This is a genomic window from Kitasatospora sp. NPDC089913 (genome assembly GCF_044748625.1).
Taxonomy (GTDB): domain Bacteria; phylum Actinomycetota; class Actinomycetes; order Streptomycetales; family Streptomycetaceae; genus Kitasatospora.
Window position 1 is genome coordinate 17,697 of the sequence record NZ_JBIVGI010000035.1, and the last position, 21,282, is coordinate 38,978.

Annotated in this window: 20 protein-coding genes; 11 read left to right on the forward strand and 9 right to left on the reverse strand. The window is 72.8% G+C overall.

Features of this window, described 5'->3' with window-relative positions:
• A complete protein-coding gene (locus ACIPYS_RS35135; RefSeq protein ID WP_093860745.1) occupies positions 1-858 on the forward strand; it encodes an ABC transporter permease in 858 nt (285 codons plus the stop codon).
• 137 nt (positions 859-995) lie between these two features.
• On the opposite strand, the gene greA is transcribed toward ACIPYS_RS35135, so the two are convergent.
• Together greA and ACIPYS_RS35145 are read right to left on the reverse strand one after the other, a co-directional pair.
• A complete protein-coding gene (greA, locus tag ACIPYS_RS35140) occupies positions 996-1,496 on the reverse strand; it encodes a transcription elongation factor GreA (protein WP_093860744.1) in 501 nt (166 codons plus the stop codon).
• Positions 1,497-1,799: 303 nt separating this feature from the next.
• A complete protein-coding gene (locus ACIPYS_RS35145; protein WP_093860743.1) occupies positions 1,800-2,210 on the reverse strand; it encodes a DUF4307 domain-containing protein in 411 nt (136 codons plus the stop codon).
• 239 nt (positions 2,211-2,449) lie between these two features.
• Here ACIPYS_RS35145 and mca point away from each other — a divergent pair, with 239 nt between their 5' ends.
• The 5 genes from mca (at position 2,450) to ACIPYS_RS35170 (ending at position 7,535) form a co-directional block, all read left to right on the forward strand.
• A complete protein-coding gene (gene mca, locus ACIPYS_RS35150) occupies positions 2,450-3,355 on the forward strand; it encodes a mycothiol conjugate amidase Mca (protein WP_093860742.1) in 906 nt (301 codons plus the stop codon).
• Between the two features lie 49 nt (positions 3,356-3,404).
• The gene (locus ACIPYS_RS35155; RefSeq protein ID WP_030307612.1) at positions 3,405-3,596 is read left to right on the forward strand and encodes a hypothetical protein; all 192 of its coding nucleotides are present in this window, start codon (positions 3,405-3,407) and stop codon (positions 3,594-3,596) included.
• Between the two features lie 43 nt (positions 3,597-3,639).
• Positions 3,640-5,706 (forward strand): thioredoxin domain-containing protein, encoded by a 2,067-nt coding sequence (locus tag ACIPYS_RS35160; RefSeq protein ID WP_400753958.1) that lies wholly within the window; start codon positions 3,640-3,642, stop codon positions 5,704-5,706.
• A gap of 71 nt (positions 5,707-5,777) precedes the next feature.
• On the forward strand, positions 5,778-6,650 hold the full coding sequence (locus tag ACIPYS_RS35165; RefSeq protein WP_400753961.1) for a GNAT family N-acetyltransferase: 873 nt from the start codon (positions 5,778-5,780) through the stop codon (positions 6,648-6,650).
• 120 nt (positions 6,651-6,770) lie between these two features.
• Entirely contained in the window at positions 6,771-7,535 is a 765-nt protein-coding gene (locus ACIPYS_RS35170; protein WP_197698766.1) for a sterol desaturase family protein, read from the forward strand.
• A 46-nt stretch (positions 7,536-7,581) separates the two neighbouring features.
• On the opposite strand, the gene ACIPYS_RS35175 is transcribed toward ACIPYS_RS35170, so the two are convergent.
• Entirely contained in the window at positions 7,582-8,514 is a 933-nt protein-coding gene (locus ACIPYS_RS35175) for a hypothetical protein (protein ID WP_093860739.1), read from the reverse strand.
• A gap of 263 nt (positions 8,515-8,777) precedes the next feature.
• On the opposite strand from ACIPYS_RS35175, the gene ACIPYS_RS35180 reads away from it, so the two are divergent.
• Positions 8,778-9,446, forward strand: coding sequence for a papain-like cysteine protease family protein (locus ACIPYS_RS35180; protein WP_093860738.1), 669 nt, complete (start codon positions 8,778-8,780; stop codon positions 9,444-9,446).
• An 8-nt stretch (positions 9,447-9,454) separates the two neighbouring features.
• A complete protein-coding gene (locus ACIPYS_RS35185) occupies positions 9,455-10,327 on the forward strand; it encodes a hypothetical protein (protein WP_093860737.1) in 873 nt (290 codons plus the stop codon).
• Positions 10,328-10,391: 64 nt separating this feature from the next.
• Here ACIPYS_RS35185 and ACIPYS_RS35190 read toward each other — a convergent pair whose 3' ends face one another.
• Positions 10,392-11,048, reverse strand: a complete 657-nt coding sequence (locus ACIPYS_RS35190; RefSeq protein ID WP_400753966.1) for a TetR/AcrR family transcriptional regulator — start codon at positions 11,046-11,048, stop codon at positions 10,392-10,394.
• Positions 11,049-11,056: 8 nt separating this feature from the next.
• Positions 11,057-12,712 (reverse strand): MFS transporter, encoded by a 1,656-nt coding sequence (locus tag ACIPYS_RS35195; RefSeq protein ID WP_400753969.1) that lies wholly within the window; start codon positions 12,710-12,712, stop codon positions 11,057-11,059.
• A 308-nt stretch (positions 12,713-13,020) separates the two neighbouring features.
• Here ACIPYS_RS35195 and ACIPYS_RS35200 point away from each other — a divergent pair, with 308 nt between their 5' ends.
• Positions 13,021-13,560 carry a hypothetical protein gene (locus tag ACIPYS_RS35200; protein ID WP_093860735.1) on the forward strand — a complete coding sequence of 180 codons (540 nt, stop codon included), beginning with the start codon at positions 13,021-13,023 and terminating at the stop codon, positions 13,558-13,560.
• Here the strand turns inward: ACIPYS_RS35200 and ACIPYS_RS35205 are convergent.
• On the reverse strand, positions 13,531-14,205 hold the full coding sequence (locus tag ACIPYS_RS35205) for a hemolysin III family protein (RefSeq protein ID WP_400753973.1): 675 nt from the start codon (positions 14,203-14,205) through the stop codon (positions 13,531-13,533). The genes ACIPYS_RS35200 and ACIPYS_RS35205 overlap by 30 nt on opposite strands.
• 284 nt (positions 14,206-14,489) lie before the next feature.
• On the opposite strand from ACIPYS_RS35205, the gene ACIPYS_RS35210 reads away from it, so the two are divergent.
• Positions 14,490-16,316, forward strand: a complete 1,827-nt coding sequence (locus ACIPYS_RS35210; RefSeq protein ID WP_093860733.1) for a phosphoenolpyruvate carboxykinase (GTP) — start codon at positions 14,490-14,492, stop codon at positions 16,314-16,316.
• A gap of 181 nt (positions 16,317-16,497) precedes the next feature.
• Here the strand turns inward: ACIPYS_RS35210 and ACIPYS_RS35215 are convergent, their stop codons facing one another.
• Both ACIPYS_RS35215 and ACIPYS_RS35220 read right to left on the reverse strand, forming a co-directional pair.
• The gene (locus ACIPYS_RS35215; RefSeq protein ID WP_093860732.1) at positions 16,498-17,712 is read right to left on the reverse strand and encodes a pyridoxal phosphate-dependent aminotransferase; all 1,215 of its coding nucleotides are present in this window, start codon (positions 17,710-17,712) and stop codon (positions 16,498-16,500) included.
• A 111-nt stretch (positions 17,713-17,823) separates the two neighbouring features.
• Entirely contained in the window at positions 17,824-18,594 is a 771-nt protein-coding gene (locus ACIPYS_RS35220; protein ID WP_400753978.1) for a hypothetical protein, read from the reverse strand.
• Positions 18,595-18,745: 151 nt separating this feature from the next.
• On the opposite strand from ACIPYS_RS35220, the gene ACIPYS_RS35225 reads away from it, so the two are divergent.
• Positions 18,746-19,465 (forward strand): prepilin peptidase, encoded by a 720-nt coding sequence (locus ACIPYS_RS35225; protein ID WP_093860730.1) that lies wholly within the window; start codon positions 18,746-18,748, stop codon positions 19,463-19,465.
• 132 nt (positions 19,466-19,597) lie between these two features.
• Here the strand turns inward: ACIPYS_RS35225 and ACIPYS_RS35230 are convergent, their stop codons facing one another.
• The gene (locus tag ACIPYS_RS35230) at positions 19,598-21,211 is read right to left on the reverse strand and encodes a chitinase (protein ID WP_400753982.1); all 1,614 of its coding nucleotides are present in this window, start codon (positions 21,209-21,211) and stop codon (positions 19,598-19,600) included.
• Positions 21,212-21,282: the final 71 nt, after the last annotated feature.

Here is a 21,282-nt window from a genome sequence, read left to right on the forward strand (position 1 = left end):
ATGACCAGTGCCACCGAGCACGCCATCGGCGGGGCGGTGCCCAAGCAGCGCCGGGGCGTGGCCGCCGTGCTGCACGACTCGTGGGTGGTCGCCAAGCGGAACCTGCGCCGGATGACCCGGATCCCCGAGATCGTGGTGTTCGGGCTGATGCAGCCGGTGATGTTCGTCCTGCTGTTCTCGTACGTCATGGGCGGCGCGATCCAGATCCCCGGGACGGAGTCCAGCTCCTCGACGTACATCCAGTTCCTGATGGCCGGCATCTTCGCCCAGACCGTCACCTTCGCGGTGGCGGGGGCCTCGGCCGGCATCGCCGAGGACATGTCCAAGGGGCTGGTGGACCGGTTCCGCTCACTGCCGATGACCCGCTCGTCGGTGCTGGTCGGCCGCACCCTGGCGGACCTCTGCCAGACCGCCTTCACCCTGGTGGTGCTCGCGGTGGTGGCGCTGCTGGTCGGCTGGCGGATCCACCACGGGTTCTGGTCCGCGCTGGGCGCGTTCGGGCTGCTGCTCCTGCTCGGCTACGCGTTCTCCTGGATCGGGGCGCTGATCGGCCTCTCGGTGCGCAGTCCGGAGGCGGCCACCTCGGCCGGGCTGATCTGGCTGTTCCCGCTGACCTTCATCTCCAACGCCTTCGTACCGGTCAGCTCGATGCCGGGCTGGCTGCAGGCGATCGCCTACTGGAACCCGTTCAGCGCAACCGTGCAGGCCTGCCGCAACCTCTTCGGCAACCAGGTCGGGCCGGTGGACGACGTCTGGCCGATGCAGCACGCGGAGCTGATGTCGGTGCTCTGGTCGCTGGTGATCATCGCGGTGTTCTCCTGGCTCTCGGTGCGCAAGTACCGCTCGGCCGCGGGCTGAGCGGGCCGGGCCGGCAGCGGGGGCGGACGGGCCCGGTGCCGAGGGGCGGGCCGGGCCCGGACACGGACGCGCGAAGGGCGGCCGCGGCAGATGCCGCGGCCGCCCTTCGCATGTCCGCCGGAGCGGCGGAGGGAGGATCAGCCGGTGTAGGGCTTGACCTCGATGATCTTGACCATGGCCTGCTTGCCGTTCGGCAGCTCGTACGTCGCCTCGTCGCCGATGGTCTTGGCGTCGATGGCGCGGCCCAGCGGGGACTGCGGCGAGTAGATCTCCAGGTCGTCGTCGCCGGCGACCTCGCGCGAACCCAGCAGGAACTTCATGGTGTCGTCCACGTCGCCGTCGAAGGCGACCGTGACGACCATGCCCGGCGCGACCACGCCCGAGTCGGCCGGGGCCTCGCCGACCTTGGCGCGCTCCAGGAGCTGGGTGAGCTGGCGGATCCGCAGCTCGTACTTGCCCTGCTCCTCCTTGGCCGCGTGGTAGCCGGCGTTCTCCTTGAGGTCGCCCTCCTCACGCGCGGCCTCGATCTTCTGCGCGATCTCGATCCGCCAGGGGCCGGTCAGGTGATCCAGTTCGGCCTTGAGCTGGTCGTAGCCGGACTGAGTGAGCCAGGTCACGTTCTCGCTGGTCTGGGTCACGGGGGCTCCTCGTAGGTGCTGGGGCTGTGCTGAGGGTGTGAGTCGTCAGCGCGTAGGTGGGTGCTGATAACGGTCTTAACTACAAAGCAACGCCCGCTCCCGTACCAGCTGGTGCGGAAGGGGCGAAACCACGAGCCTAACAACTCCTGCCGACAATCGGGAGGGTCGTTGGCGCGTCATTGACGGCGGCGTTGCGCCGGGATGTACAGGACCGGTGCGCGGGACTCCCCTACGGATGCCCGCCCGCCCGGGTGAATATGCGCCGACCAGCAGGGCGGCCGCCACCGAATTCCCGGGCGGGTGTCACGCGGGCGTGCAGCCCAGCAGCTCGGCGGTGGTGCCGCGGGCGGTGGTCCGCAGGCTGACCACCGCGTCGTAGCCGGTGCCCGCCGCCGGGACGGGGAAGTCGGCGACCCCGACCACCGCGCCGTCCTCGCCCTGCGAGCGGACGGTGCAGCTGCCGGCCGTGCCCTCGCTCTTGCGCACCGCCAGGTGCAGCTGGAGCTCGCTGTCCGAGACCGCCTGGAAGGTCGGCACGGTGCCGTTGATCCGGGTCTCCCGGATCAGGTACGAGCTGCCCAGCCAGGCGATCAGGCCCAGCGCCAGCACCCCGCAGACCGCGCCGATCACCTTGAGCCGGCGGTCGGTCTCGCGGTCGCCGCGCCGCCCGTAGCGCCCCTCGGGGAGCTGCGGGGTCCGGGTGCCAGCACTCATGGGGCTCAGTCCTCTCGTGGGGAGGAGGCCGCGCGGGTGGTGCGGGGGAATGCGGGGCTCCTCCAGTCCGTCACTATAGGAGGGGCACGCCCGCGGCCGGTCCGGCGGGGGCGGGGCTCGGCCGTGTCGCGCCGTACGCCGCGGCCGGTCCCGCGGTGACGCGGCCCCGAGAGCGGCTCGGACGACGGGCGGACCGGACAACGCGGGACGCCCGGACATTTGTGGAAGGAACGCACGCGTTGACTGAGCAGTTGCGACTGATGGCGGTGCACGCACACCCGGACGACGAGTCCAGCAAGGGCGCGGCGACCATGGCCATGTACGTCGACCAGGGGGTGGACGTGCTGGTGGCCACCTGCACCGGGGGGGAACGCGGTTCGGTCCTCAACCCGAAGCTGCAGGGCAAGCCGGAGATCGAGGAGAACATCCACGAGGTACGGCGCAAGGAGATGGACGAGGCCCGCGCGATCCTCGGGATCAAGCAGGCCTGGCTGGGCTTCGTCGACTCGGGCCTGCCCGAGGGCGACCCGCTGCCCCCGCTGCCCGAGGGCTGCTTCGGCCTCCAGGACGTCAAGGAGGCGGCCGAACCCCTCGTCCGCCTGATCCGGGAGTTCAAGCCGCAGGTCGTCACGACCTACGACGAGAACGGCGGCTACCCGCACCCCGACCACATCATGACCCACAAGATCACCATGGCGGCCTTCGACGCCGCCGGGGACCCGGACGCCTATCCCGAGGCCGGCGAGCCCTGGCAGCCGCTGAAGCTCTACTACAACCACGGCTTCCCGATGGGCCGGATCCGCGCCCTGCACAAGTACCTCAGCGAGAACGGCCACGAGTCCCCCTACGGCGAGTGGATCGCCGGCTGGGAGAAGAGCGGCCGCAAGGAGCGCGAGATCACCACCCGGGTCCGCTGCGACGACTGGTTCGAGACCCGGGACCGCGCGCTGATCGCGCACGCCACCCAGATCGACCCGGACGGCCCGTGGTTCCGGGTGCCGCTGGAGGTCCAGCGCGAGGTGTGGCCCACCGAGGACTACGAGCTCGCCCGTACCCTGGTCGACGTGGACCTGCCGGAGGACGACCTGTTCGCCGGTCTGCGTACCCCCAGCCTGACGGCCGAGTCGGCCGACACGCGGGACTGAAGCACCCCCCGACGGCCCGGCTCCCCGTGAGCCGGGCCACCATAGAGATATGAGTGCCCCCGTGAACCTCACCCACCTCGCCGCCGAGCTCGCCGTCGACGACGCCAAGGTCACCCCCGGCCTGCTGGGCTTCGTCGTCTTCGCCGCCCTCGGCGTGGCCACCTGGTTCCTGGCCAAGTCGATGAACCGCCAGTTCAAGAAGGTCGACTTCGCCGAGGAGCCGGAGGCCCCGAAGGAGTGAGGTCCTGCCCCCTTCCCGGGCGCCGATGCGCAAGGATGGGGGCATGCCGAACCGCCTCGCCGACGCCACCTCGCCGTACCTGCAGCAGCACGCCGACAACCCGGTCGACTGGTGGCCGTGGGGACCGGAGGCCTTCGCCGAGGCGGAGCGCCGCGGCGTACCGGTCCTGCTGAGCGTCGGGTACGCCGCCTGCCACTGGTGCCATGTGATGGCCCACGAGTCCTTCGAGGACGACGGCACGGCGGCGTACCTCAACGAGCGCTTCGTCGCCGTCAAGGTCGACCGGGAGGAGCGGCCGGACGTCGACGCCGTCTACATGGAGGCGGTCCAGGCGGCGACCGGGCAGGGCGGCTGGCCGATGACCGTCTTCCTGACGCCCGAGAAGGAGCCGTTCTACTTTGGCACCTACTTCCCGCCGGAGCCCAGGCACGGCATGCCCTCGTTCCGGCAGGTGCTGGAGGGCGTGCACGCGGCCTGGCGGGACCGGCGGGACGAGGTCGGCGAGGTCGCCGGGCGGATCCGGGCCGACCTGGCCGAGCGGGCCTCCGTCTACGCGGTCGGCAGCGGGGTGCACACGCCGCCCGGGGAGGCCGGGCTGCACGAGGCGCTGGTCGGGCTCGGCCGTGACTTCGACGAGCGGCACGGCGGCTTCGGCGGGGCGCCGAAGTTCCCGCCGGCCATGGTGATCGAGTACCTGCTGCGCCACCACGCCAGGACCGGGTCCGCGGCGGCGCTGGAGATGGCCGTCCGCACCGGCGAGGCGATGGCCCGCGGCGGCATCCACGACCAGCTCGGCGGCGGTTTCTCCCGGTACGCGGTGGACGCCCGGTGGGTGGTACCGCACTTCGAGAAGATGCTCTACGACAACGCGCTGCTGCTCCGCGCGTACCTGCACCTGTGGCGGGCGACCGGCTCCCCGCTGGCCCGCCGGACGGCGCTCTCCACCGCGGACTTCCTGCTGCGCGAACTGCGCACCCCCGAAGGCGCGTTCGCCTCCGCGCTGGACGCCGACAGCCTCGACGAGGAGACCGGCGCCAGCAGCGAGGGCGCCTACTACGTCTGGGAACCGGGCCAGTTGGTCGACCTGCTCGGTCCGGCCGACGCGGCCACCGCCGCCCGGCTGTTCTCCGTCACCGCCGAGGGCACCTTCGAGCACGGCACCTCCGTGCTCCAGCTCCTCGCCGACCCCGAGGACCACGCCGAGTACGAGGCGATCCGGGCGCGCCTGCTGGCGGCCCGCGCGGAGCGACCGGCGCCCGCCCGGGACGACAAGGTGGTCGCCGCCTGGAACGGCCTGGCGATCGCCGCCCTCGCCGAGACCGGCGCCCTGCTGGACCGGCCCGACCTCGTCGCCGCCGCCGAACGCGCCGCCGATCTGCTGCTCGCCGTCCACCTCACCCCCGACGGCCGGCTGCTGCGCACCTCCCGCGACGGCCGACCCGGCGCCAACGCGGGTGTGCTGGAGGACTACGCCGACACCGCCGAGGGCTTCCTCGCGCTGTACGCCGTCACCGGCGAGGCGGAGTGGCTCCAGCTGGCCGGCGGGCTGCTCGACACCGTGCTCAAGCACTTCGCCGACGAGTCGACCGGCGCCCTCTACGACACCGCCGACGACGCCGAGGAGCTGATCCGGCGTCCGCAGGACCCGACCGACAACGCGACCCCGTCCGGCTGGACCGCCGCCGCCAACGCGCTGCTCGGCTACGCCGCCTACACCGGCTCGGAGCGCCACCGGACCGCCGCCGAGCGGGCGCTCGGCATCGTCGGGGCGCTGGCCCCGCGCGCGCCCCGGTTCGTCGGCTGGGGCCTGGCCGCCGCCGAGGCACTGGCCGACGGGCCGCGCGAGGTCGCGGTGATCGGCCCGGCCGGCGACCCGGCGACGGTCGCGCTGCACCGGACCGCGCTGCTGGGCACCGCTCCCGGCGCGGTGGTCGCGTTCGGGGAGCCGGGCGCGGGCAGCGACGACGTCCCGCTGCTGGCCGGCCGGCCGCTGGTCGACGGCGCGCCCGCCGCGTACGTCTGCCGCCACTTCACCTGCGACGCCCCCACCACCGACCCGGCCGTCCTCGCGGACCGGCTGGGCGTGCTTCAGGACGTGCCCGGCGAGTAGGGGAGCGGCCGCGTACGAGCGGCAGCGGAAATGCGGTGGTGGGAGGCGCGGGAGCCGGGGGAGGATGGGACATGCCCTGGACCATCAGCAGCTCCCTCGACGACTTCCGCGCCCGGGCCGGCGGGTTCCTCGCCGCGCACCCGGCCGAGAACACCGTCCTGCTCACGATCACCGACCGGCTGACGGCGCGCGGCCCGCACTACTACGGCGACGGCGTGCCGGTGTTCGGCTGGTGGAGCGCCGAGCCGGCCGGGCCGGTCGCCGGTGCCTTCCTGCGGACGCCGCCGTTCACCCCGCGGCTGGGGCTGATGCCGGAATCTGCCGCAGCCGAGCTGGCCACCGAGCTGGTCGCCGAGCCGGCCGCCGGGCCGGCCGGGTCCGCGGCACTCACCGGAGTGGCCGGCGGTGCGCGCGCGACGCTGGCCTTCGGGGCCGCCTGGGCCGGTGCCACCGGTGCCACGAGCACCGTCAGGACGAACGAACGGCTCTACCGGCTGGGCGAGTTGACCGATCCGCCGCGTCCGCCGTCCGGTCGGGCCCGGCTCGCCGGAGCGGACGACCGTGAGCTGCTGATCCGCTGGTTCGGCGAGTTCGCCGACGAGGTGGACATCCGGATTCCCAACCTCGCGACGGTGGTGGACGACCGGACCGCTGCCGGTCAGCTGCACCTGTGGGAGGACGGCGGGCGGCCGGTCGCGGTGGCGGGGGCCAGCGCGGTGATCGCCGGGATGTCGCGGATCGGCCCCGTCTACACCCCGGCCGACGCCCGGGGCCGGGGCTACGCCAGCGGCGTCACGGCGGCCGCCTCGGCCGCCGCCCTCGCCCGGGGGGCGGCCGAGGTGCTGCTCTACACCGACCTCGCCAATCCGACCAGCAACTCGATCTACCAGCAGATCGGTTACCGGCCGGTGGAGGACTGCGTGGAGCTGGCCTTCGGCGACTGAGGCCCGCCGGTGGGCGGCGGGCGGAGGCCGGTCGCGGGGGCCGGTCGCGGGGTCCGGGAACCACCGGTGCCGGGGAGGCGTCGGACCGGTGGGGGCAGGGCGGGCGGAGGGGGCGCGACGGTGGACGCGGTACTGGCACGGGCGGCCCGGCTGGGGCCGCTGGAGGTGGCGGTCGGAGCGCTGGCCGGCAACCTCGCGCTGTTCGCGGTGGCGCTGCTGGCCGGGGGCTGGCTGGTCCGCCGCTTCGGCGACCGGCGGCTGACCCCGGCCCCCGCGCCTCCGGACCGCCGGGAACGGCTGCTGACGGTGGTCGCCGTGCTGCTCAACTCGGCCCTGGGGCTGGCCGGCTGGCTACTGTGGCGGGCCGACCTGATCCGGCTCACCGCGGACACCGGACCGCGGGCGCTGGCCGATCTGCTGCTGTTCTCGCTGGTGATGGACGCGCTGATGTACGGCGGCCACTGGCTGGCCCACCGCCGCCGGCTCTACCGGCTGGCGCACGAACTCCACCACGCCTACCCGGACCCGCGCCCGGCCACCCTCTTCGTGCTGCACCCGTTGGAGGTGCTGGGCTTCGGCGGGGCGTGGATCGCGGTGCTCTGCCTCTGGCCGGGGATGTCGGCGGCGGCGCTGGCGGGCTACATCGGCGTCAATCTGGTCTTCGGCCTGCTCGGGCACCTGGGGGTGGAGCCGTTCCCGGTCCGGGTCCGGCGGCTGGCGGTGTTCCGCTGGGTGGCGCTGCCGATGTTCCATGTCGGCCACCACCGGGACCCCTCGGTCAACCTGGGCTTCTACACCACGGTCTGGGACCGGGTGTTCGGTACCGTCGACCCCGGCTACGACGCCCGCCGGCTGGCGGCGGACCCCGGGCGGTACGACCGGTAGCCGGCCGGACTGTCGGCCGGAACGGCCGCGGCCGGCGCCGCACGTCCTACTCCCAGTCCCAGCTGATGCCCAGGATGCAGGGCCGCAGGGCGGTCGCGACCAGGTGGACGCAGTGGTGGCCGTCGAGGGTCAGCTCCTCGGTCTCGTAGGGCCGTTCGGCGGGGGAGCGGCGGGCGAAGCGGTGGCAGCGGACCGGCAGCGCCGCCGGGTGGAAGGTGACCTGGAGGACGTACTGGCCGGCGCCCGAGTTGAAGCCCCGGACGTACTCGCAGCTGGGGGTGGGGGACAGGGCGTCGTCGAAGCCGTAGCCGAGCAGATGGGTGTCGCCCGCGCGCAGTCGCCGGTCCAGCAGGAGTTCGGCGACCAGCAGGTCGTGCGCCTGGTCGCGGCGGATGCGGCCGGGGCGGCAGTTCTCCTCGGCGCGCACCCCGACCCGGGTGATGTCGCTGCCGGGGTCGCCCTGGTGGATGGCGAGGTAGCGGTCGATCCCGTCGCGGTGGGCGCGCAGGGCGTGCTGGGAGTCGCGGCGCAGCAGTTGGCGGTCGGGGCCGATCCGGATCCGCTCGATGTGGGTGATGGTGTGCAGGCCGGTGTCGCGCGGGCTGGACAGCTCGGTGAGCAGGTCGTCGACGGCGGTGGCCGGGCTGATGAGGTCGCGGTAGGGGCGGACGGGCGGGCCGGCCGGCTCGGCGGGTGCGCCGCGCCGGGGGCCCAGCAGTCTGGTGAGGGAGTGCGCGGGGAGGTCCAGGACCCGCTCCAACTCTCTTACGGCACGCAGCGACTCCGGCCGCTCGGGACGGCGGTGGCCCTGCTGCCAGTAGCTGAGGCTGGTGACCCCGATGTGGACGCCGCGCAGCGCGAGGTGGTCGCGGACCCGGTGCAGGGCGAGGCCCCGGACGGCGATGGCGGTGCGCAGGGCGAGGTGGAACGGGCCGGTCCGCAGCGCGGTGGCGAGGTCGGGGTGGTCGGTCCGCTGCATGCGGCCTCCTCGGGTGGCGGACGGGGCGGGCCCGGTCGGTCGTGAATATTCACATGTGGAGGGGGGTTTGTCACCGGTCGGGGCGTGACTGGCAGGGGTTCCCGGGCCGGCGTTCACAACGGGGCGGGTGCGTTCACACCCGGCGGAAGGGGCGCCGGGAGGCGTTGACCGGCCATGTCAACAGCGCGATGCTCGGTGGCGCGATCCGGACCGCACCCCCACACCTCTCGACTCCTCTGCCTGTCGCAAGGAGGAAATCCCCCATGTCAGTCGCACGGACACGCCTGCGCCGCACCGTCTCGGTGCTCGCACTCGGCGTCCTCGGCCCGGCGCTCAGCGTCGCGGCCGTCACCCCGGCCCAGGCCACCCCCACGGCCTCGTCCGCCTCCGTCCAGAACCGGGCCCAGCGGGTGCAGCCCGCCGCCACGGGTGCCACGGCCGATCTGGCCGGCACCTTCAAGAAGCTCAACATCACCATGCAGCAGCAACAGCAGAGCAACTGGTGCTGGGCGGCGAGCGGCAACACCATCGCCACCTGGTACGGCTACACCTACAGCCAGAACCAGTTCTGCAACGCCGCGTTCGGCCGTTCGACCAACTCGAGCTGCCCCAACAGCCAGGCCACGCTGGGCGATGTGCAGAACGGCCTGAGCTGGGTCGGCATCAACCCGGGCTCCTACGTCACCGGCTATCTGCGCTACAGCACGGTGCAGACCGAGGTGAACGCCAACCGGCCGATCGAGACCCGGATCCAGTGGAGTTCCGGCGGCGGCCACATGCACGTGGTCTACGGGTTCGACACCTCCAACAACTGGGTCTACTGGGGCGACCCGTGGCCGTCCAACACCCGTTACAACTGGGCGGACTACAACTACTACGTGTCGAACGGCACGTTCTCCTGGACCCACTCCCTGTACCGGATCGGCGCGTGAGGGGCGACATGAGCAGCATGCGTGATGCCGCGGCCGTCCGCGGCGCGACGGTCGTCCTGCTGGCCGCCGGCCTCGGCCTGGCCCTCGCCCCGGCCGCCTCCGCGGCCGGACCCGGCGGGGTGCCCGAGCCGGTGCCCGCGGCGGAGCTGGCCCAGGCCCGCGGCACGGTGCAGAGTCCGGCGGTGCTGGACCAGGTGGGCCGGTTCTTCGCCCGCAAGGGTGCCCCGTCGACCGGGCAGCTCACGGTCGGGGCGGCCGAGGAGGCGTCGGGCGCGGTCGCGGCCGCGCCCAGGCTGGCCGGTGACACCGTGCCGGTTTACCTGCTGGACGCGGACTTCGTGTCCGGCTCGCCGGGCGCCCCGGTGGCCCGGGCCGAGTTCACCGCGAGCAAGGTGGTCGCGGCGGACGGCCAGGTCGCCTCGGTCTGGACGGTCAAGCAGAACGGCGGCTGGCGGGTCGTCAACATCGCCACCGGCGGCGACGAGAGCGACTACGCGGCGCGGGCGGCGGCCGGCGGTGGCGGTACGGCCTTCCGCGAGCCGCAGATCAACGCCTGGTACGTGCTGCGGGACGGCCGGGTGCTGCCGCTGGACGACGAGGCGCGCCGCTCGGTGGGCGAGGCCGGGGTGAGCCTGGCCGCGTACCAGGGGCTGGTCCGGCAGCGGTACGGCGACAAGCTGCCCGGCTCGGCCTACGACCGGGCGGGCAAGGGCGGCGGCTACGAGCCCGGCGCCCAGCGGGCCGCCGGTACGTCGGTGAACGGCGGCAGCGCGTTGCCGGCCGTGACGGCGGTCGCGGCCCTGGGCGTCACCGCGCTCGCGGGCGCGGGCCTGGCGCTGCGGCGGCGGGCGGTGGTGCGCCCGGCGGATCCGCGCGGGTAGCGGATCGGCCCGGACGGCGGACCGGTGGCGGGGCATCGAGCCCGGCCACCGGTCCTGCCGTGCGTCACGCCTCGGTGAACCCGTGCTCCAGGACCGCGAAGGCGTGGTCGACGAGCTCGGCGATGTCCGCGGTGCCGCCGCCCTCGGCCCACTGCAGCACGGTCTCCGTGGTGGCGGCGCCGATCGCGGCGGCGGTGATCCGCATCGCGAAGGTGGGCTCCCGCAGTCCGGCCCGCCGGGTCAGCGCGGTGAGGTAGAGCCGCTGCGGCTCGTTGCCGGTGTCGATCATCCGGGCGCGCAGCGAGGGCACGTCCTTGGTGAGCCGCATCCGGACGAGCAGTTCCTCGCGCTCGTGCTCCAGCAGCTGCCGCAGCAGCCCGATCAGGGCCTCCCGGCAGGACCGCAGGAACGGTTCGTCGGCGGGGCGGGCGAGCAGGGCGTCGATCATCGCCGGGTCGTACTCGTCGGTGAGGACGAGGTCCTCCTTGGTGGCGAAGTACCGGAAGAAGGTGGACGGGGAGACCTCGGCGGCGGCCGCGATCTGGTCGACCGTGGTGTTCTCGTAGCCCTGTTCGGCGATCAGCCGGTACGCCTCGCGCCGGATGGTCTGGCGGGTCTTCAGCTTCTTCCGCTCGCGCAGCGACAGCGGCGCCTCCAGCATCGCCTGGATCGGGTTGTCCGGTCCGGCCGGAGGTGCCGTTGCCGACTGCGGTGCGCTCATGTCTTCGATTATCCGCGATCGGTCGCGGGTGCGACGGCCTCGCCCGGCCCGCCGGGCTCCCGGGCGGGCCCGGCCGGTCCGGCGGCCCCGGCGTCCTCGGCGGCGGCCCCGGCTTGTCCGACGGCGGCCCCGGTCGGTTCGGTGGCGGCCCCGGTCGGTTCGGCGGCCGGCATCCGCAGCGCCACCAGGACGGCCGACAGCGCCGCGATCACCCCCGAGACCAGCAGCACGACCGTCATCCCGTGCACATAGGCGCCGTGCGCCGAGGCGGCCAGGGCGGAGTCGCCGGTCGAGGCGGCGACCGTGTCGGCGGCGACCACCGAGCGCCCGGCCAGCTCGGCGAGATGGTCCCCGAGTCCGCCGGTGTCCAGTGCCCCCCGGTAGGAGTCCGCCAGCAGGCTGCCGAAGACGGCCACCCCGATCGCGCCGCCGACCTGCCGGAAGGTCTGCAGCAGCCCGGAGCCGACGCCGGCCCGGGCGGGCGGCAGTGTGAGCAGGGCGGTGGCCTGCGCGGTGATCAGGGAGAGGCCCATGCCGACCCCGAGCAGGGTGAGCCAGACCGCGGCGAGGCCGTAGCCGTCCGCGACCTCGGTGCGGCTGCCGAGGAGCAGCGCGCCGGCCAGCAGGGCCAGCCCGAGGACGATCACCGACCGGGGGCCGGTCCTGGCGACGAGCCGGTCGCTGAGCCGGGCGGCCACCATCAGGCCGAGCATCATCGGCATCAGCCGCAGGCCGGTACCGAAGGCGTCGGCGCCCAGCACGCTCTGGAAGTACAGCGGGAGGACGAAGAAGGCGCCGAACAGCACCAGCGACACCAGCGTCGCGGCCACCGTCGACCAGCGGAAGCCGCCGTCGGCGAGCAGGGTCAGATCGAGCATCGGGTCCCGCTGCCGTCGGCTGCGCAGCACCAGCGCGGTGAGGGCGACCAGCGCCCCGCCGACCGTGCCCAGCACCAGCGGGTCGCTCCAGCCGCGTTCGGGGCTCTCGATGATGCCGTAGGTGAGCGAGGCCAGGCCGCCCGCGCCGAGCAGGGTGGCGGGCAGGTCGATCCGGGGCGCGGCCGGATTGCGGGTCTCCGGCAGCAGCAGGGTGCAGGCGGTGATGCCGATGACGACCAGCGGCAGGTTGATCGCGAAGATCGCGCCCCACCAGAAGTGCTGGAGCAGGAAGCCGCCGATCAGCGGGCCGAGCGGGGTGCCGACGGCCAGCGCGGCGGCCAGGATCGCGGTGGCCCGGCGCTGCTCGGCGGGCGGGAAGAGGCCGGGGATCACCGCCATGGACATCGGCATGACGAGCGCGCCGGCCAGGCCCATCGCGGCCCGGGCGGCGATCAGGGTGCCAGGGCTGTCGGCCAGCATGCCGACGGCGGAGGCGAGGCCGAACAGGGCGAGGCCCAGGGTGAGGGTGAAGCGGCGGCCGAAGCGGTCGCCGACCAGCCCGGCCGGGAGCATCACGGCGGCGAAGACCACGGTGTAGGAGTCGACGATCCACTGCTGCTGCCCGGTGGTGGCCCGGAGCTGCGAGGCGAGCGTGGGCAGGGCCACGTTCAGGACCGTCATGTCGAAGCTGATCACCAGGACGCTGAGCGCGACCGCGACGAGGGCGAGCCAGCGCCGTGGGTCCGGCCCGGGCGGGGCGGCCTGGTCGGTGGGCGGGGTGGACACGGGAACCTCCGGGGCCTGCGAAGAGGAGTCGCTGTCAAATGAAAGTAACTCTCAAAAGATGGCTCCCGTCAATGCCCGACCGGCCTTCCGAGTCGACTACTCTCCGTGATGTGTCCTGGAAGTGCGCGTTCCGCACGGGGAATTGACGCAACGTTGATCTGTCGTTCGCCGCCTTTGGGCGGTTACGGGTGACTGTCGGTAGATACCATGTGGCCGTCGGTCAGTGCGGGCCGGTGCGTGCCGAGAGCGGAGAAGGGGTGGGGCGGCACGGGCCGACCACGAGCCCGGCGCAGGAAGGGGAAGCCGAAATGGCCGATCGGGAGTCGGGTGCTCAGATCTGGGGCGCCGCAGTGGTGGTTGCCTCGGCGCTGGCCGTGGTCGCGGCCTATCTGATCAACGGCGCCGCGCTGGTGCTGCTGGTCGCCGGGGTCGAGGTGCTGCTGTTGATGGTCTACGTGGGCCGCCGCTGGCGGCTGCTCCGCCAGCTGCCCGAGCCGGACCGAAGGGCGGCGCCCAAGGGTCATCGGACGGCGGGCGGCACGGTGGACGCCGCGCACTGCGAGCGCTGCCGCCGGGCCCGCGAGGCGATCGACGCGCGGCAGGCGGGGCGCCAGTCGCGGACCCCTTACGCGCACGACCGTCACGACCACCACGACCGGTCGCGCGAGCGCCGTCGCGAGGGCTCGTACGAGCGCGGGCCGCGCGAACGCGGGTCCCACGACCGGGCGCCGCACGAGCGCCCGGTGCGGGAGTGGACGGCGGAACGGGCGGCCGTCCGGTCGCACGACCGGTCGACCGCCCGTCACGGGGCGCCGGGATCAGCCGGCCGCGCTGTAGGCCACCAGTGAGACGCCGACGTACTGGGTGATGAAGGCCCCGAGGGTGAAGGCGTGGAACACCTCGTGGAAGCCGAACCAGCGCGGTGACGGGTCGGGCCGCTTGAGTCCGTACACCACGCCGCCGATGCTGTAGAGCACCCCGCCGACGATCATCAGCACGATCACCGCGACCCCGCCCGTGTGCAGGAAGTCCGGCAGGAAGAACACGGCGGCCCAGCCCAGCGCGATGTACACCGGCGTGTACAGCCAGCGCGGCGCGCCGACCCAGAAGACCCGGAATGCGATCCCCGCCAGCGCACCGCCCCAGACCGCCCAGAGCAGCACCTGCCGGGCGGCGCCGTCCAGCAGCAGGATGGTGAACGGCGTGTAGGTGCCGGCGATGATCAGGAAGATGTTCGCGTGGTCGAGCCGGCGCAGGACCGCGTCGCCGCGCGGGCCCCAGGTGAACCGGTGGTAGACCGCGCTGACCCCGAAGAGCAGCCAGGCGCTGGCCGAGTAGATCGCGCACGCGACTCTCGCGGGCCCGGGTTCGGCCAGGCAGATCAGCACGATCCCGGCGGCCACGGTGGCGGGGAACATCCCGGCGTGCAGCCAGCCGCGCCACTTCGGCTTGAGCGGCGCGCGCTCCGCGCCCTGCAGGAGCTCAGCAGTCATGAGCCGCATGCTACCCGCTACCTACGGATCCGTAGGTTACTCAGTCGTAGGAAGTGGCGCTCATCACGACTTGGACGTTTTGGAGCATTGGCACAGGGGTCGGCGGGGGGTCGAAGGCTCCCGGGAGGCAGTGCTACTGGCTGGTAATCATCCTTACTGTAGTAAAAGATGCGTCAATTTTGCCTTCTCGCCGCGTTCCGGTCCAAGGTGCGGAGCTACGCTGCAAGCACCCTCAACCCCCGCTACGCCGTCTCCCCGCCGGGATGGCGTGAAACGGAGCGATCGTGTCGAACGAGAACTCGGCTGCTCTCAGCGCCGCGCCGACCCGCCACCAGCGTCTGCTGGCGTGGGTGCGCGAGATTGCGGAGATCACCCAGCCGGACCGCGTCGAATGGTGCGACGGTTCCGAGGAGGAGTACCAGCGCCTCGCGGACCTGCTCGTCGCCCAGGGCACTTTCAAGAAGCTCAACGAGGACAAGCGACCCAACTCCTACTACGCCGCGTCCGACCCCACGGACGTGGCGCGGGTCGAGGACCGCACCTTCATCTGCTCCGAGCAGGAGAAGGACGCCGGCCCGACCAACCACTGGAAGGCCCCCGCCGAGATGCGGGAGATCTTCAGCGGCGAGCAGGGCCTCTTCCGCGGTGCCATGAAGGGCCGCACCATGTACGTCGTCCCGTTCTCGATGGGCCCGGTCGGCTCCCCGCTGGCCGCGTACGGCGTCGAGATCACCGACTCCGCCTACGTCGCGGTGTCGATGCGCGTGATGACCCGCATGGGCCGCGCGGTGCTGGACCAGCTCGGCGAGGACGGCGACTTCGTCAAGGCCGTGCACACCGTCGGTGCCCCGCTGGCCGAGGGCCAGGCGGACGTGCCGTGGCCGTGCAGCAGCACCAAGTACATCTCGCACTTCCCGGAGAGCCGCGAGATCTGGTCCTTCGGTTCCGGCTACGGCGGCAACGCCCTGCTGGGCAAGAAGTGCTACGCGCTGCGCATCGCCTCGACCATGGCCCGTGACGAGGGCTGGCTGGCCGAGCACATGCTCATCCTGAAGCTCACCCCGCCGTCGGGCGAGGTCAAGTACGCGGCCGCCGCCTTCCCGTCGGCCTGCGGCAAGACCAACCTCGCGATGCTCCAGCCCACCATCCCGGGCTGGAAGGTCGAGACGATCGGCGACGACATCGCCTGGATGCGCTTCGGCGCCGACGGCCGCCTGTACGCCATCAACCCGGAGGCCGGCTTCTTCGGCGTCGCGCCGGGCACCGGTGTCGACACCAACGCCAACGCGATCGACACCCTCTGGGGCAACACCGTCTTCACCAACGTCGCGCTCACCGACGACGGTGACGTGTGGTGGGAGGGCCTCACCGACGAGAAGCCGGCCCACCTGATCGACTGGCGGGGCGACGACTGGACGCCGGAGTCCGGCACCCCGGCGGCCCACCCGAACGCCCGCTTCGCCGTCCCGGCCGCGCAGTGCCCGACCATCGCCCCCGAGTGGGAGGACCCGGCGGGTGTGCCGATCTCGGCGATCCTGTTCGGCGGCCGCCGGGCCACCGCCGTCCCGCTGGTGACCGAGTCCCGCGACTGGCAGCACGGAGTCTTCCTGGGCGCCAACATCGCCTCCGAGAAGACCGCCGCCGCCGAGGGCACCGTCGGTGAGCTGCGTCGCGACCCGTTCGCGATGCTCCCGTTCTGCGGTTACAACATGGGCGACTACTTCGCCCACTGGCTGAAGATCGGCGCCTCGGCCGACGCCGCCAAGCTGCCGAAGATCTACTACGTGAACTGGTTCCGCAAGAACGCCGACGGTCAGTTCGTCTGGCCGGGCTACGGCGAGAACAGCCGCGTGCTCAAGTGGATCGTCGAGCGCCTGGAGGGCAAGGGCGAGGGTGTCGAGACCCCGATCGGCGTGCTGCCGACCGTCGAGGGCTTCGACCTGGACGGCCTGGAGCTGTCGAAGGAGGACCTCGACCTGCTCTTCACCGTCGACGCCGACATCTGGCGTCAGGAGGCCGCGCTCGTCCCGGCCCACCTGGAGATGTTCGGTGAGCACACGCCCACCGAGCTGTGGGACGAGTACCGAGACCTGGTCGCCCGCCTCGGCTGAGCCTGAGCCTCAGCAGGAGCGGTAGAGAGGCCGGTGCGCCGCACGAAACGAGCGCACCGGTCAGCGACAGGACGGCCGGAGACCCGACGGACGATCTTTCCCCGACCAAGGAGATCGCCCGACCGGGGCTCCGGCCGTAGCGCTTTTTCCGGATGTTCCGACCAGCCCGCTCCCGGGCGCGCTACGGCTGGGTGTAGCCGCTCAGGAAGGCGCCGATCCGGGTCACCGCGTCGGTGATCTCCTCCGCGCGCGGCAGGGTGACCAGCCGGAAGTGGTCCGGTTCGGGCCAGTTGAAGCCGGAGCCCTGGACCAGCAGGATCCGCTCGGCCCGCAGCAGGTCGAGCACCATCCGGGCATCGTCCTTGATCTTGAAGACCTTCGGGTCCAGCCGGGGGAAGGCGTAGAGCGCGCCCCTCGGCTTCACACAGCTGACCCCGGGGATCTCGTTGAGCAGCCGGTATGCGGCGTCCCGGGACTCCAGCAGTCGTCCGCCGGGCAGCACCAGGTCCTTGATCGACTGCCGCCCGCCGAGCGCCGCGGCCACCGCGTGCTGGGCCGGCATGTTGGCGCACAGCCGCATCGAGGCCAGCACGGTCAGGCCCTCGACGTAACTGCGGGCCCGGGTGCGGTCCCCGGACAGCACCATCCAGCCCGAGCGGAAGCCCGCCACCCGGTAGGACTTGGACATGCCGTTGAAGGTGACGCAGAACAGGTCGGGGGCCAGGGTGGCCAGCGGGACGTGCTCGGCGTCGTCGTAGAGGATCTTGTCGTAGATCTCGTCCGCGTAGACCACCAGCTGGTGCCGGCGGGCGATCTCCACCAGCCCCTCCAGCACCTCGCGCGGGTAGACCGCGCCGGTGGGGTTGTTCGGGTTGATCACCACCATCGCCCTGGTGCGGTCGGTGATCCTGGCCTCGACGTCGGCGAGGTCCGGGTACCAGTCGGACTGCTCGTCGCAGCGGTAGTGGACGGCGGTGCCGCCGGCCAGCGAGACGGAGGCCGTCCACAGCGGGTAGTCCGGAGCGGGGACGAGCACCTCGTCGCCGTCGTCCAGCAGCGCGGTCATCGCCAGCTGGATCAGCTCGGAGACGCCGTTGCCGAGGAAGACGTCCTCGACCGTCAGGCCGTGCAGCCCGCGCTCCTCGTAGTTCATCACCACGGCGCGGCGGGCGGAGAGCAGACCCTTGGAGTCGCCGTACCCGTGCGCGGAGGAGAGGTTGCGCAGAATGTCCTGGAGGATCTCCGGCGGCGCGTCGAAGCCGAACAACGCCGGATTGCCGGTGTTGAGCTTCAGGATGCGGTGGCCCTGTTCCTCCAGCCGCATGGCCTCTTCGAGCACCGGACCGCGGATGTCGTAGCAGACATTGGCGAGCTTGCTGGACTGGATGACCTGCATGCCTGCCTACTTTAGGGGCACGAACGGGCGGCCCGGCGCATGTCGTGGGACACCCGCCGGACCGCCCGGACGCTACTGTTCCGCTACCCCTTCGATCGGGAGGCGGAGGCCTCAGCCGGCCTTCCAGATCAGCGGCTGGGTGTCCAGAACGCTACCGAAGACGAGGAACTGCGGCGGGGTGCCGTCCGGAACGAGATAGACGGCACACTGCTGCTGGGTCTCGCCGTCGGCCAGGGTGCCCGGCTTCTTGCCGGAGTCGCACTGCGGGATCGACCGCAGGACGGTGGGGGCGGACAGGATGCCGGTGCCCTTGGGCTCGGTCTGCACCTTGAACCGCATCATGAAGTACTCGTCCTGCAGCGGGGCGCCGGTCCGGTTGGTGAAGTTGACCGTCACGTAGTACGGCGTCTTCCCCGCGGTGTCGGCCGGCTTCCAGTTGTACGGCGCGATCTCGGCCGCGGTGCCCTTGACCACCGAGACCGGGGTGACGTCGGCCTTGGTCTTGCCGAGGTAGCTGCCGGTGGCGGTGGGCGCGAGCGGGTTGTCGAAGGTGATCTTGCTGCCGCCGCCGCTCGCCCCGCCGATCGGGTTGCCGCTGGTCGCGGCCGAGGGCAGGCCGCCCGCGGTCGGGCTGCCGCCGCCGGCCGCGCCGCCCGCCGCACCGGCCGCGGGGGCCGAGGTCGGGGCGGCGGCGGTCGGGGCCGCGGTGATCCCGCCCGCCGGGGCGCTCGTCGGGGCGTTCGCCGCAGCCGAGGTGGGCGCGGCGCCGGTCGGGGCGGCGGTGACGGCCGGGTCGTCGTTCTCCGGACCGCAGGCGGTCAGCGCGAGTGCGAGCGCGGCCACCGGAGCGGCCGCGCGCAGAGTGTTCCGAAGCTTCGTCAAGGTGTCTCTCCCCCGTGGATGATGTGGTCGGTGCGGCGCCGGGGATCCGGGGATCGGCGGCGCCGTCATTGTCGGACGCGGACGGTGTCCGGTCGGTTCCGGAGCGGAACCCGCCGGATCGTACCGCCACCGGAGGAGGAGGGGGCAAGCCGTGATCGCGATCGTGCTGGGGGCGGTCCTGGCGGGGCTGCTGGTGGCACCGGCCCTGCGCGGGCTGGTGGTGCGCTACGCCGTGCCCGAGGAGCAGCCGTGGTGCCTGGCCTGTCCGGCCTGCGGGCGCGCCCTGCGCGGCCTGCCGCCGACCGGCGGCTGTCCGGGCTGCCGGACCGGCCTCGGCCCGGGCCCGTGGCGGGTGGAGGCGGTCACCGCCGCCGCGGCCGCCGCCGCGCTCACCGCCGCCCGCCCGGCGGACGCGGTGCTGCTGCTCTGGCTGGCCGGCCCCGGTGTGGTGCTCGGCTTCACCGACGCCCGGGTGCACCGGCTGCCCTACCCGCTCACCTGGACGCTGGCGGCGGGCCTGGCGCTGCTGCTGACGGTGCTGGAAGTGGTGGACGGCAGTCCGGGGACGCTGCTGCGCTGCCTGCTGGTGGCGCTCTCGGCCGGGGTGCTGTTCGAAGTCCCGGTCCAGCTGGGGCGGATGGGCCCGGGGGACACCGTGCTGGCGCTCGGCCTGGGGGCGCTGCTCGGCCGGTACGGCTGGTCCGCCGCGCTGTCCGGCCTGGTTGCCTTCGTGCTGCTGGCCGGGCTCTGGTCGGTCGGCGTCCTGCTGGTCGCCCTGGTGCGGCGCCGGCCGGTGCGCGGCCGGGAGGTGCCGCTGGGTCCGTTCATGCTGCTCGGCACCCTGGTGGCGGTGCTCGGGCACTCCGGCTGAGGCGCGGCGGCCCGTCCGCCGCCGCGGGGAACGCGGACGGGCCCGCCGTACCGGTCCGGTACGGCGGGCCCGTCGTCGGCGCGCCGGCCCCACCCTCAAGGGGAGGCGCGCCGTGGGGGGTGCGGTCCTCGGTTACGGCATCTGGTGGACGAACGGGCCGACCGTGTTGGAGAACGAGTTCCCGTTGACGGAGTCCCAGTTGGTGGACCAGGTCATCGCGCCGCGGATGGTGGGCCACTTGGCCGGCGGGACGAAGCTGCCGCAGTTCTTGCCGGTGGCCAGGCAGTCCAGCGCGTTGTTGACGACGCTCGGCGCGACGTAGCCGCCGCCCGCCGCCTTGGTGGAGGCCGGGACGCCGATGCCGACCTGGTCGGGCCGCAGGCCGCCCTGGATCTGGGTGCAGATCTGCGAGGTGATGAAGTCGATGGTGCCCTGGGTGTAGACCTTGCCGTCGCAGCCGTTCATGCCGCCCGAGTTGTAGAACTGGGTGTTGACGACGGTCAGGATGTCCTTGGTGTTCAGCGCCAGCTGGAAGTAGGCGCCCGCGGTGGAGTACATCCCGATGGTCTCGGGGGCCATCGTCAGGACGAAGCCGGAGCCGACCTTGGACTGGAGGCTGTGCAGGGCGTTGCCCATGTGGGTCGCGTTGACCCCGTTCTCCAGGTCGATGTCGATGCCGTCGAAGCCGTAGTCCTTGATGACGGCGTAGGCGCTGTCGGTGAAGGCCTGGGCGGCGGCCGCGTCGTTGACCGAGATCGCGCCGTTCTGGCCGCCGATGGAGAGGATGACCTTCTTGCCGGCCGCCTGCTTGGCCTTCACGTCGGCGCGGAACTGGGCGTCGGAGTAGCCGCCGAGACCGGCCGAGAGCTCGGCGTCCAGCTTGAAGGTGATGGCGCCGGGGCGGTTGGCGACGGCGTCGGCGAAGGACACCGCGATGATGTCGTACGCGCTCTGGACGTCACTCAGCTTCTGGAGGTTGTTGCCCTTGTTGTCGAAGTTGTGCCAGTAGCCGGTGACGACGTGCTTGGGCAGGCCGGTGGTGGGGTTGCCGGTGCTGGTCGCCGTGGGGGTCGGCGTCGCGGTCTGGGTCGGCGTGGCGGTCGCCGTGGGGGTGGCGGTCGCGGTCGGCGTCGTGGTCGCCGTGGGGGTGGCGGTCGCCGTGGGCGTCGGCGTGGGGGTGACCGTCGGGGTGGCGGTCGGGCTCGGGGTGCCTCCCGGGCCGCTCAGCACCACGTCGTCGGCGAGGTAGGCGCTCTGGCCGTACCAGCCGTGCAGGTAGACGGTGACGCTGCGGGCGTTCGCGCCCGTGGTGAAGGTGGAGGAGAGCTGGTTCCAGCTGCTCTGGTTGGACCAGCTGCTCGGGTCGGTGCCACCGGTGCCGCGCGCACCGAGGTAGACGTACGGGCCCTGGACCCAGGCGCTCAGGGTGTAGCTGGTGTTGGGCAGCACGCTGATGGTCTGCGTGCACTCGGCGGTGTCCGCCGCGCCCGGGGCGGCCTGCAGCGCGCCCGAGCCGGAGTGGACCGGAGTGGTGACCGCGCTCGCGGAGCCGGTACAGGTCCAGCCGCCCAGCGAGCCGTCGAAGCCGCCGTTGGCGACGAGGTTCCCGGCGGCCGCGTTGGCGCCCCCGGCGAAGAGGGCGAGGCCGGTGCCGGCCAGGGCCAGGGCGGTGGCGCCGGCCGCGAGGGCCGGGACGGGGCCGCGGCGGCGCTTGTGCGACGCGGGCCGGTTCAGCGTACGGGCCATGGAGGTGCGCTCCTGTGGGGGAGGAGCGGCCGCCGCGGTGGGGGGCGCGGCGGCCGCGTGTGGGGGAGGGG